General features: G+C 30.7%; 7 protein-coding genes. 5 read left to right on the forward strand and 2 right to left on the reverse strand.

Annotated features, from left to right (window positions below):
- Positions 1-560: 560 nt before the first annotated feature.
- Positions 561-3,080, reverse strand: a complete 2,520-nt coding sequence (locus L8X24_RS04875; protein ID WP_263663855.1) for a molybdopterin guanine dinucleotide-containing S/N-oxide reductase — start codon at positions 3,078-3,080, stop codon at positions 561-563.
- Position 3,081: 1 nt separating this feature from the next.
- Entirely contained in the window at positions 3,082-3,660 is a 579-nt protein-coding gene (locus L8X24_RS04880) for a cytochrome C (RefSeq protein ID WP_263663856.1), read from the reverse strand.
- Between the two features lie 206 nt (positions 3,661-3,866).
- Here L8X24_RS04880 and L8X24_RS04885 point away from each other — a divergent pair, with 206 nt between their 5' ends.
- The 5 genes from L8X24_RS04885 to L8X24_RS04905 all read left to right on the forward strand — a co-directional run bounded on the left by L8X24_RS04885 (position 3,867) and on the right by L8X24_RS04905 (position 12,790).
- On the forward strand, positions 3,867-7,655 hold the full coding sequence (locus tag L8X24_RS04885; protein WP_263663857.1) for an Eco57I restriction-modification methylase domain-containing protein: 3,789 nt from the start codon (positions 3,867-3,869) through the stop codon (positions 7,653-7,655).
- Between the two features lie 2 nt (positions 7,656-7,657).
- On the forward strand, positions 7,658-8,446 hold the full coding sequence (locus L8X24_RS04890) for a hypothetical protein (RefSeq protein WP_263663858.1): 789 nt from the start codon (positions 7,658-7,660) through the stop codon (positions 8,444-8,446).
- Positions 8,447-8,450: 4 nt separating this feature from the next.
- On the forward strand, positions 8,451-8,933 hold the full coding sequence (locus tag L8X24_RS04895; RefSeq protein WP_263663859.1) for a hypothetical protein: 483 nt from the start codon (positions 8,451-8,453) through the stop codon (positions 8,931-8,933).
- A gap of 335 nt (positions 8,934-9,268) precedes the next feature.
- Positions 9,269-11,212 carry a BCCT family transporter gene (locus L8X24_RS04900; RefSeq protein WP_263663860.1) on the forward strand — a complete coding sequence of 648 codons (1,944 nt, stop codon included), beginning with the start codon at positions 9,269-9,271 and terminating at the stop codon, positions 11,210-11,212.
- A gap of 42 nt (positions 11,213-11,254) precedes the next feature.
- On the forward strand, positions 11,255-12,790 hold the full coding sequence (locus tag L8X24_RS04905; RefSeq protein WP_263663861.1) for an ABC transporter substrate-binding protein: 1,536 nt from the start codon (positions 11,255-11,257) through the stop codon (positions 12,788-12,790).
- Positions 12,791-12,796 lie beyond the last annotated feature (6 nt).

The following is a 12,796-nucleotide window of genomic DNA, read 5'->3' on the forward strand; positions in this document are numbered from 1 at the left end:
TATTTAGTGGTTTAGTCAGCTTGGTTGTTACTACAGATGGGCTTTAATTTTTATTTTTAGTTGTTTGATTTAGTTTTAGGTTTTTTATTATTCAGCTTGTAAAATAAATTATTTTAGTGTTAGGGTGGATAAAATATGGTATAGATTTTGTTTTATAAGTAGTGTATTTGTAAGTGAGTTTGTGGTGGATTTTTGGGTGGGATAGTAGTTTTCTAGTAGCAATACTTTAATTTGATATTTGAAGCCATTGTGGTTGATAGGTTTTAGTTTTTACGTCTTTGTTTTTATTTGTTTTAATTGCTTATATTTTTTTATTAATCTGATAAATTTGGTTTTTACGTATTTTAGTTAGGTTAGGATTATGTGTTATGAAAATAGTAAATTAGTTGACTAATTTAGTTATTTAGTTGAATTGGTTTATTTTTAGCTTTTTTGTTTTTGGTTGTATTATAAAGTGTTATACGTGATTTTAATTTATAATAAAATCTATAATAAGATACAACATATGGATTGAAAAATCTAGCTTTCTTAGAAGAAATTATCTTCTAAGAAAGAATGTTTTATTCAGCGCCTTTTGGAGCTGTAAATGCTGTTATTTCAGGTGGTAATCCTTTGTATTTTTCTATATTTACTAAGCTTGTATGGGAAATGTTTCCGTTTGCTAATTCAGAAGTTGGCATATCAATAGTCAAGACATTTACGTTTCCGTATTTGCACATTCCTTCATCATTTGGGTCATACCACCCACCTTCGCATAATCTTACAACATTTGGCATAATGTCTTTTGTTACAACAGCACCCGCGAGAACTTGACCTCTTTTATTGAAAACTCTTACAATATCGCCATTTTTGATTCCAAGTTTTTTAGCATCAATTGGGTTAATCAATATAGGCTCTCTATCATTTACCGCATACTTTTCACGCAGTGAAGTATGACACATTTGCGAGTGGAGTCTATTTGTTGGGTGATTGGTTAGTAGATGAAAAGGTGTTTCTTTGGTAGCATTTCCTAGCCATTCTATTGGTTCCATCCACATTGGATGTGCTTTGCAGTCTTTATAGTTATACTTTTCGATTGTTTTTGAGTAAATTTCTATCAAGCCTGATTCAGTGCCTAGAGCATTTAAGATAGGATCTTCGATAAATTCAGAAAATCTAACCCATTCCATGCTTTCTATAGTTGGAGAAAAAGTTATAGGCTCGTTTTTCGCCCAAAATTCTTCAAAACTTGGCATTTTTGGTTCAAATACATCCCCATAAGCTTGAGTTTGTTTTAAAGCGCTATTGTAGTATTCTTTGATAAAATCTTTTGCATTTTTACCATTTTCAGTATAAGCATTAAATACATCATCTCCATACACTTTACAAATATCAGCAAAAATTTCATAGTCATCTTTGCTCTCGCCTATTGGTAATACCGCTTGCTTCATTGGAACTATATTCATATTAGAATAATCACCACTCATGGTAATATCATCTCGTTCATAAGAACTTGTAGTAGGCATTACAATATCTGCCATTTTGGCAGTTGGAGTCCAATAAATTTCATTTACAACTATAGTTCTTGGTTTTTGCCATGCTTTTATATTATTGTTTGTATCTTGATGATGAACTAATGGATTTCCACCCGCCCAATAAATAAAGTCAATATCAGGATAGGTTATCTTAGAACCATTATTGTCTATAACTTTTCCAGGATTTAACAAAGCATCAGCTATTCTAGCCACTGGAAAAGAATAACTAGCAGCATTTTGTAGCCATTCGGCACCACCTTGACTAACTCCTGCTTTTGGTAGCCCCTTAAATTTTCCATTTTCCCAAATTCCCACAGCTCCTGCTGTAATACCTCCTATAACACCACCTTTGCATGATGGAACCCCACCATTACTATAGTGATAGCTTAAGCCAAAGCCACCTCCTTTGGTGCCAATTTGTCCGATCATTGAAGCTAGGGTTATTAACATCCAATGAGGTTGTTCACCATGATGAGCTCTTTGCATACCCCAACCACTCATGAGCATGGTAGGGTTATCATAAAAGCTTTCAGCTAGTGTTTTAATGGTTTTTTCATCAATCCCACAAATTTTGCTTGCCCATTTTACATCTTTTTTAATACCATCATTCTTGCCATCTAAATAAGCTTTAAATTTATCAAAACCACTTGTATAATTTTCTAAAAATTCATAATTGACTTTATTTTTTTCGATCAGATGACTAGCCATACCTATCATCATAGCAACATCTGTATTTGGTCTTGGGGAGATCCATTGTGCATTTAAAAATTTAGCAGTTTCAGTTTTTATAGGATCTATACAAATAACCTTGATTTTGCTATTTTTTAATTTTTCAAAGTAAGCAAGACCTCTTTGGTCGTTTGAAGTCCAAGCTATTCTTAAAGTGGCGATAGGGTTAGCACCCCAAATAACTACTATTTTGGAATGTTCTAAAATATTTTCCCATGAAGTTTGTTGTTCATAAACTTCAATGGAGCCTACAACATAAGGCATGATCACTTGAGAAGCTCCGGTTGAGTAATCTCCAGTAGTCCCTACAAACCCACCTGTGACATTTAAAAATCTATGAAGTAATATTCTACAATTTTGCATATTTCCGCTAGATTTCCACCCATAACTTCCACCAAATATAGCTTGAGTTCCTTTTTGCTCTCTTGTTTTTTTAAGTTCTTTTGCTATAAGTTTTATAGCTTCATCATAACTTACACGCACAAATTCATCTTTTCCTCTAAGCTCAGGCTTTGGATTGTCAGGATTTTCAAGATAACTTTTTCTTACATAAGGATATTTCACACGTGATTTATAGATCATATCTGCTGTATAGTGTTGTAAGGGATTGTCAATTTGTGTTACTTTTTCCCATGGCTCACTTTTGATCACAATGCCATCTTTAATGGTAAGCTTTAAAATTCCCCAATGTGCTGCTGTTATCACGCTTCCATTTTTTACTAAACCTGAATTTATAGTTGAAGCTTCAACGCTTTTTCCCATAACCAAACTAGGAACCAGAGGTAATACACTTAAACCAGCACCAATTTTTAAAAATTTTCTTCTATCAAGCCCCATTTTATTTTACCTCCTTAAAATCTTTTGCATTTTTTTGTAAATACTGTATCACTAACCAATGATCTTTTTTATCAATTCCTGTTCTATTTACCATTGATCTAAAAGTAGCAGGCCAACCATTAGCGCTAAATTCACTTTCTTTATGAACACTATGACAAATTCCGCAGTTATTCATATAAAGTTCTTTTGCTTTTATAAACATTTCTTTATTGTTTTTTGTAAAATCCTTTTTATCAGTCCAAACTTCTATGGTAGCTTTATCCCATTTGCCATTTTTGCTTTTTGTGTAAGTTTTAAAATCAAGTTTTGTATTTTTAGAAAATGCAGCAACTATGATTCTTTGACTATCGTTGTAATAAAGTACAGAAGGCGAAGCAGGATTAATATAGCCTGTGATCTTGACTAAAACTTTATCTCCATCAGTTTTTAATACTTTAAAAGGATTTGTAGGTAGCAATCTACCAACAGCTTTTGTGTCATTTTTGCTTAAGTAAAGTGAGCTTACTTCACTTGTAAAAAATTCATTTTTAGCACAAACAAAAGAAACAAGTGCTAAGCAGAAAACCAAAATTTTTCCCATTTTGCCTCCTTGACATTTTTTTGATATAAACTTATTATATATCAATAAAATTAAAAATTTCTTAGCACAAAAAATGTAAAATTAAATATTATTTAATAATTTTTTATTGATTTGTAATTTATTTGTTTTTATATTTTCATAAAGTCTTTTCAATCCTTTAAAGTAAATTTTAGTAAAATACAAAATATTCTTTATAAAGGTTAAAAATGCACTTTACTTTGCTAAATGAAAAAGATTTTTTCAACCCCTACTACCGCAAAAAGCAAATTACGCAAAATGAATTTGACACTTTTTGCAAAGCTTTAACGCAGTATATAAAAAGGCTTGAAAGCTCACAAAGTGAAAACGAAGACTACCTAGTCGCCAATGCACTTAGCCCATTTTTAACCACGCTAAATTTCAAAACCCACATCAAAACCAAGCAAAAAGGCAAAAGCGAGATTGATTTAGCCATCGCTAAAGATGAGCTTAGTAAAGACTTAGAAGTTCTCATCGAAGCTAAAAAGCCCAACTCAAAAGAATTCATCACCCGCGCAAAGCCAAATTCCAAAGCCTTGCATGAAGCCATTTTGTATTATTTTAGAAATAGAGAGCATAGCTTTAGCTTGAAATTTATCATCATCACAGACTTTTATAAATTCTACATTTTCAAAGCTAGTGAGTTTGAAGAACTTTTTTATAAAAACACAAGCTTTAAAAAGCTTTTTGAAGAATTTCAAAGCCCAAATTCACTTTTTAAAGGCAATACCGATGAATTTTACAAAGAAGCAGGCAAGCTCATAGAAAATTCTAAAGAAAGCTTAAAAGGCTTTTTCATCGATTTAGCCTTTTTAAAAGACAAGCAAAAGTCAAATTTCAAAAACCTAGCAAGCATTTTCAAAACCTTCCACAAAGACTTTTTGCTCAATGAATTTAGCCCAAATGACGCAAACTCATTAAACAACGCATTCTATAAAGAGCTTTTATACATCTTGGGTTTAAGCGAGAGTAAACAGCTTTCTAAATTCATCATCACACAAAGTGAGCAAAGCAAACAAGCCCAAGGCACACTTTATCATCTCATAGCGAGCAAGCTTCCAAAGCATGACTTTGAAGAGGTGTTAAAATTCATCATACTTTGGCTAAATCGCATTTTATTTTTAAAGCTTATTGAGTCTAATTTAGTTAGATTTAACGATGATAAAACCCTAAAATTCTTAAACTATGAAAAAATTCCAAATTTCACCACCCTTTCACACCTTTTCTTTGATATCTTAGCTAAAGAAAAGCACACAAGAGCGCAGAGTAAATTTAGCTATTTGCCTTATTTAAATTCATCACTTTTTGAAAAACAAGCCATCGAAAAAACCACATTAGAAATCGCTACTTTAGAAAATGACGCTTTGCTAGAGTACTACCCACACACGCAGTTAAAAGATGACAAAGGCAAAAGCAAAAAAGGCAAAGTAGGTTTGCTTGAGTATTTGTTTGAGTTTTTAGACAGCTTTGACTTTGGAGCAGATGAGCAAAGCGAAGAACTCATCAAACAAAAAGAACTCATCAACTCAAGTGTTTTGGGAAATGTCTTTGAAAAGCTAAATGGCTACAAAGAAGGTAGTTTTTATACCCCAAGCTTTATCACTTCATATATGTGTAAAGCAAGTATAGAAAAAGTCGTGCTTGATAAGTTTAACCATACTTTTAAGCTAAATGCCACCAAGTTAAACGAGCTAAGAACCCAGTTGCGTCAAGAAAAAATCCCTCAAGAACAAAAACTAGCCTTGCTAAATTCCATACGCATTTGCGATCCTGCAGTGGGAAGTGGGCATTTTTTAGTTTCAGCTTTAAATGCCATGCTTATGGTGCATTATGAGCTTGGTTTGTTTGAAGAGGACTTTTACCTAAGCGTGCAAAATGATGAAATTTTAGTGCAAAATCACAAAGGCCAGTTTTTAGAGTATAAACGCCCTGATTTTGACAAAGACAAAACCCACCTTTGCCAAAAAGAACTTTTCGAGCGTAAAAAAGACATCATAGAAAACAACCTTTTTGGAGTAGATATCAACCCAAACTCATGTGAGATCACTAAACTAAGGCTTTGGATAGAGCTTTTAAAACACAGCTTTTATGAAAGCTTTGATGATACAAACTATCATGATCTTAAAACCCTACCAAACATCGATATCAACATAAAATGCGGGAATTCGCTTATAAGTTATTTTGAAATTCACAAAAGCCTTTCTCACTACCCCAACATCAAAGAACGCATGGATAAATACAAACGCATAGTCAAAGACTACAAAGAAGGCTTTTACACCGATAAATCTCTCATCGCAAAAGAGATCAAAAACCTCAAAGAAACTTTTAAAAATTTCTGCTTAAAAGACAAATTTGCCAAAGAGATCAAGCAACTTACCAACGGCGCTAATGAATACTCTAAAAAATACGGCGATTTTTTAGCACAAGATGAAAAAGATGAGAATTTTAGAGCATTTTTCTTTAAAAATATGTTTGAATTTGACTTTGATGAAAGTGCAGCTAAGAAAGAATTTAAAAAGCTTAAAAAGCTTTATGAGAGTATATTTGACTTAGAAAGTGCAAATCCTTTTGAATGGCGTTTTGAATTTAGTGAAGTGCTTGATGAGGGCGGGAATTTTCAAGGGTTTGATCTCATCATCGGTAATCCACCTTATATCAGACAAGAAGACATCAAAGAACTAAAGCCAAATTTAGCAAAAAATTATAAAGTTTATAAAGGCACAAGTGACATTTATACTTATTTTTATGAGCTTGGTTTTAACACTCTAAGAGACGGGGGGGGGGTATTGAGTTTTATCACTTCAAATAAATACACAAGAGCAGGTTATGGAGAGCCTTTACGTGAATTTTTGCTTAAAAATACTACGCTTTTAGAATACATTGATCTAAATGGTATAAAAGTCTTTGATAGTGCTACGGTAGATACTTCCATACTAAGCTTTGAAAAAGCAAAAACTAAAGATAGTAGCTTTAAGTACCTAGCCCCAAACACCGAGCTTTTAAAAGAAAATGACTTTAACATAGAAAGCATTTTAGATTTTAACAAAATCGCACAAAATTCTTTAAGCAAAGAAAGCTTTACTTTTAACGATGAAAGCACAAATGCACTAAAAGCAAAGATAGAAAAGCACGGCACTCCACTTAAAGACTGGCATGGGCTTAATATAAACTATGGCATAAAAACGGGCTATAATGAAGCCTTTATTATCACTACTGAAAAAAGAGATGAAATTCTAGTTAAATGCAAAGATGAAGCCGAAAAAGAACGCACCGCCAAACTCATACGCAAAATGCTACGCGGTAGAGATATAAAAAGATATAGTTATGAGTGGGCGAATTTGTGGATTATAGTTTTTGAATTTGGAAGTTATAAAATTTTAGAAAAAGAATATCCTGCTATATATAATCATTTAAAACAATACAAGAAAAAACTTCAAGCTAGAGGACAATGTACTAATAAACCTATAACAGATCAAAAACCATATTTAGGACAACATCATTGGCTTGAATTAGATAACAATCCAAATAAAGATTATTTATCGCAGTTTGAAAAGGAAAAAATAATATATAGTGAAATTGTGAGAAGTCCGCAATTTTATTTAGATACAAAGTTAAATTTTTACGCAGAAGCAACAAGTTTTATTTTAACAGGGGAAAATCTAAAATATCTCATTGCTTTTTTAAACAATGATTTTGTGGCTTTTATATTTAAAACATTTTACGCCGGTGGAAACTTAGGTGAAAATGGATTTAGATACAAAAAAGCATTTTTAGAAAGACTTCCTATACCAAAAATAAATTCTAAAAATGAAAAACTAGCAAACGAGCTTATAAGCTTAGTCGATGAGATTTTAGTTTTAAAAGAACAAAACAAAAACGCAAACACCAAAACCCAAGAAGACAAAATAAACTCTATCGTTTACAAGCTTTACAACCTAAACGAAGAAGAAATAAAAATCATTGAAAACAAGGAGTGAAGATGAAATTTGTAGAATGTAATTTATTGGTAAATGAGCAAACGGTTAATAGTTTTAATATTTTTCACAATATTTGCGAGGATCAATTTTCACATGATAATACAGAGTATATTATTAATTGTGAAATTATTAATCAAAATATTTTTTGGATATATGCTAGATTTGGAAAAATAAATCCGTATTCTAATGAAATTTTTGATATAGAAACTAAAAAATCTGGAAAAAATCCAAAACAAAAGAAACAGGTAGAATTAAACAAGCAACTTTTTTGCATTTATGATTTACGCAGCCTTGTTTTATATATGTCAGATTTTCGCAAACAAAATTTTTTATCTTTTTATTTAAAAGAAAAATTCGGGCAAAATTTTTTAATAAAAAAATATTTTATTAAGCCTGAAGAATTTATAGAAACTATTACTTCTATTGAAAAAATTTCTTTTACATTTAAGAAGAATGTTTTCACATCAGATATTTTTAGTATGGTAGAAGATGAATTAGGGTATGGAGCAACAGAATGTTTTTCATTAGAAACAAAAATAAGTAAAGAAAGTATCTTTGATAGTGTTAGGAGTTTAAAATTTTTATTAAAAGCACAAAAAATGAAAGACAATCATCAAATAGAAAAAATGAAATGTATTGGCAAAAATGATGATGGTGTGGAAAGTATTTTTAATCTTGATAGTTATTTAAAAAAAATTGAGTTTAATTTAGAACTAGATGATAATGGAATTTACGATGTGCAAAAAGTGAAAAATATGGTTTTAAGAAAAATTAATTTTAATCAAGGATAAAGTTATGTTAGGTAATATTTACGATGAAGATAAAACAAAAATATCTATTTCTTTTGTTTTGATTATTGTTTTGGTTTTTATAAGTATTTTTTATTTAAATTTTGAATATAGTAAAATAGAAAAACTTATAGAAAATTTTATTAGCAATGCAATTACTTTTGTTTCAATATGTTTTGGTTTTTATTTAACCGCTCTTTCAATTCTTTTTTCATCAAAATACATTAAATTGTTAAACAATGAAGATCCAAAGAAGAAAACGCAAAAACAAATTCATACTTTAAAAGAGTATTTTAGATTGGCTATATATTGTGCTTTAATTACTATTATTTTTTGTTTTTTAGTTTTAATAGTATTGAAGTTGAAAAACGAAATTATAGTTTCTATCCTTTTTTCTGTATTTTTAGGATTTTTTATTGAAAATTTCATTTTCATTTTTTTATTACTTAAAGTTTTTTTGAATGCACTTATCATTCAAGCAATAAAATAAATAAATTATATTTTAATTATTATATGAAAGTATTTATATTTATTTTTAAAAAAAAGAAGAAATTTGTTATGGATAAATGTTGTATGCCGTATGGTTTAGATATATCTTCTAGAATATTTCAATTCGCTGATTAAAAAGTGTTATAAAAATTTAAGTAACAAAAAAAGTGGATGGTATAAATAACTCTTATATTAAATAAAATATTTTAATTTTATACGCAGAAAAACTCCATAGTACCAAGCTAAATAAAAAGGCTTGTTAAAGCCTTTTTTGTTTTTAAATTTTGCTCGTTTTTAGCTTATGGTATAATGAAAATTATCCAAAAAAGGAGTACCATGCTAAAGACAAGTTTTAAAAAATCAGTTTTTATCCCAAGCATTAGCATTATAATCATCTTAAGTCTTAGTTGTATTTTATTACCTAAGCTTACAAATGATTTTATCAATCATATCAAAAGCGGGATTTTTGCAAATTTTTCATGGTTTTATATACTAAGCGTGAGTTTTTTTGTGTGTTTTATGCTCGCACTTGCTCTTTCAAAATTTGGCGATATCAAGCTCGGCGATGATGATGAAAAACCTCATTTTAAATTTACCTCATGGCTTGCTATGCTTTTTGCTACGGGTATGGGTGTAGGGCTTATGTATTTTGGTGTGGCTGAACCTCTCATACATAAAAAAGCATTGCAAACAAGCGATGAAGAAGCTATGCTACATACTATCTTTCACTGGGGAATTCACCCATGGGCTATTTATGGGGTGTGTGCTTTGGCTATGGCGTATTTTGGTTTTAGATATAAAATGCCTCTTAGTTTGCGTAGCGCTTTTTACCCTTTGCTTAAAGATAAAATTTATGGTTTTTGGGGAAATTTAGTCGATATGCTAGCTTTAATTGTTACGGTTTTTGGCATTAGTACTACGCTTGGTTATAGTGCTTCTCAGCTTAATGCTGGCTTTTTAAATTTAGGCATTTTAAATGAGCAAAGCTTTTTAGAACAAAGCGTGATTATAATCATCATCATTTCTTTAGCTACGCTTTCATCGATTAGTGGTTTGACAAAAGGCTTAAAAATTTTAAGCGAGGCAAATTTGGTTTTTGCAGTGTGTTTAATGCTTTTTGTGCTTTTTTCAACCAACACCATTCAAATTCTTTCGCAATTTAGCTCTAATATTGGCAATTATTTGCAAAATTTAATTTCTTTGAGCTTTAAGACTTATTATTATGAAAAAGAACATATAGAGTGGTTTAATAACTGGACTATTTATTATTGGGCTTGGTGGCTTAGTTGGGCGCCTTTTGTGGGCTTTTTCATTGCTAAGATTTCTCGCGGTAGAACGATAAGGGAATTTATCTTTGGTGTGCTTGTAGTGCCTACTAGTTTTAATATACTTTGGTTTAGCATTTTTGGCAATAGTGCTTTAAATTTCAATGATATCTTAAGTCCTTTTACTTCAGCACCTGAAAGTTTGCTTTTTTATTTTTTACAAAATTTTTCTTTTTCTTATTTTAGTTCTTTGCTTGCACTTTTGGTTTTAGCTTTGTTTTTCATCACTTCAGCAGATAGTGGGATATTTGTGCTAAATTCTTTAAGCAGTGGTGGTGCTCATGAGCCATATAAATGGCAAAATATCCTTTGGGGTTTTGTACTCGCGCTTTTAGCTACTTCTTTGCTGTATTCAGGTGGTTTGGGGGCGATTTTAAGTATTACTATGATAGTGGCTTTGCCTTTTGCCTTTTTGCTTTGCTTGATGTGTTTTTCACTGCTTAAAGGTTTAATTGTAGATGTAAATTACTCTTTAACTAAACTTAGTCAAAGTAGCGTGTATTTTTCAGGGGAATTTTGGCAAGAAAGACTAGCTAGAATTTTAAAACAAAGTAAAGAACAAGACATACAAAATTTCTTAAACACCAAAGTTAAAAATGCTATGGAATCACTCAGCCAAAGTCTAAAAAATTACGGCTTAAAAACACAAATCGTTCAAGAAAAATCAAGTATAGGTTTGATTATAAAAAAAGAATTTGCAAAAGATTTTATCTATGGAGTGCAAGTAGTAAAAAAACAAGCAAGCCAAAGCATAATCGATGATAAATTTATGCCAACTTATTCTAAAGAATTTATTTTTGAGCCACAAACTTTCTTTGCTGATTCGCGTAATGGTTATAATATAGAGTATTTAAATGAACAAGAAATCATCGTAGATATACTAAAGCAGTATGAGAGGTATTTGCAACTTTTATTTGATGATAAAAATGAAATTTTTACTAAAGCTTATGATTAAAAAGCGTTATAATTTCACTTTATTTTATAAGAAAGGCCTTTTATGTTGAGATTTTTTATCATGCTTTTTTGTGCTTTAAATCTTTTTGCTATCACGCCAAAAGATACGATTGTTATAGCAGTGGAAAATGAGCCAGAGCGTATAAATCCGCTTTTTAGTGAAGATCATGATGTGGCAATTGCTCTTGTGTTTTCAGGACTTACACGCTTTGATGAAAATATGAGCTTAGCGCCTGATCTTGCTAGCTCTTGGAAAGTTAGTAAAGATGGACTTGTTTATGAATTTACTTTAAGAGATGATGTGTTGTGGCATGATGGGACTAAATTTAGCGCTAAAGATGTGGAATTTAGTATAAATGCTTTAAAAGATGAGAAATTAAATTCACCCTCAAAGGTAAATTTTGACGCAGTTAAAGAAGTAAAAATCATCGATGATTATCACTTGTCTATCACACTTTCAAAGCCTTTTCCTGCATTTTTAGACGCTTTGAGTGTAGGGATTTTACCAAAACACTTACTTGAAAAAGAAAATTTAAACACTACTAAATTTAATCAAATGCCTATAGGAACAGGATCATATAAGCTAAAGCAATGGAAAAAAGGTCAATACATGATCTTAGAGGCAAATGAAAATTATCATTTAGCTAAGGTAAAAACACTAAAACTCATACTAAAACACATTAAAGATCCAAGTATAAGTGCTATTGAGCTTAAAAATGGTTCTATTGATGTGGCTTTGGTTGATTTTGCTCTAGCTTCAAATTTTGCAAATGATAAAAACTTTAAAATGCTTATAGAACATTCGGCTGATTACCGTGCTTTGATGTTTAATTTTAATCATGAGTTTTTAAAAGATCAAAATGTACGTTTAGCGCTAAATTATGCTATTGATAAACAAGCTATTGTAAATTCACTTTTGCATTCTTTTGGAAAAGTAGCAAATCATCCTTTAGAAAAATCATGGGCAAATCCTAAAGAATTTGCAAGCTATGCTTATGATATAAAAAAAGCAAATGAGCTTTTAGCAAAAGCAGGCTTTGTGAAAAACAAAAATGGAATTTTAGAAAAAAATGGCAAAGAATTTAGCTTTGAAATGTATGCTATGAGTGAAGATCCACTAAGAGTAGCTTTGGTAAATATCTTGCAAAGTGAGTTTTTAAAGCTTGGCATAAAAGCAAAAGCGGTAGCTAAACCAAGTGGAAGTTTTGATTATACGAAAATTGATAGCTTTTTAGTAGGTTGGGGTAGTCCTTATGATCCTGATTTTCATACCTTTAGAGTTTTTGCAAGCTCTCAAGATAGTGCTTTAAACTCAAGTGGATGGAATTTTGGCCATTATCAAAATGCTAAAGTTGATGAGGCTTTAACAAAGGCTAGAAATTCACTTGATGTAAATGAAAGAAAAAAACACTATAAAGAATTTATTGATGCTTTATATAAAGATCCTGCGTTTTTATTTATAGCTTATATTGATTATCCTTTAGTTTTTGCTAAAAATATCCAAGGTATAAAACCTCACATTTTAGGTCATCATGGGGTAGGTTTTACTTGGAATGCTTATGAGTGGAGCAAAAATTAGTGCTAA

The sequence above is a fragment of the Campylobacter sp. CNRCH_2015_0814 genome (assembly GCF_025772765.1).
Lineage (GTDB): Bacteria > Campylobacterota > Campylobacteria > Campylobacterales > Campylobacteraceae > Campylobacter_D.

What these genes read in the sequence shown, in the direction of transcription:
- L8X24_RS04875 (WP_263663855.1), bottom strand. Translation starts at nt 3,080, where the DNA reads ATGGGGCTTGATAGAAGAAAATTTTTAAAAATTGGTGCTGGTTTAAGT.
- L8X24_RS04880 (WP_263663856.1), bottom strand. Translation starts at nt 3,660, where the DNA reads ATGGGAAAAATTTTGGTTTTCTGCTTAGCACTTGTTTCTTTTGTTTGT.
- L8X24_RS04885 (WP_263663857.1), top strand. Translation starts at nt 3,867, where the DNA reads ATGCACTTTACTTTGCTAAATGAAAAAGATTTTTTCAACCCCTACTAC.
- L8X24_RS04890 (WP_263663858.1), top strand. Translation starts at nt 7,658, where the DNA reads ATGAAATTTGTAGAATGTAATTTATTGGTAAATGAGCAAACGGTTAAT.
- L8X24_RS04895 (WP_263663859.1), top strand. Translation starts at nt 8,451, where the DNA reads ATGTTAGGTAATATTTACGATGAAGATAAAACAAAAATATCTATTTCT.
- L8X24_RS04900 (WP_263663860.1), top strand. Translation starts at nt 9,269, where the DNA reads ATGCTAAAGACAAGTTTTAAAAAATCAGTTTTTATCCCAAGCATTAGC.
- L8X24_RS04905 (WP_263663861.1), top strand. Translation starts at nt 11,255, where the DNA reads ATGTTGAGATTTTTTATCATGCTTTTTTGTGCTTTAAATCTTTTTGCT.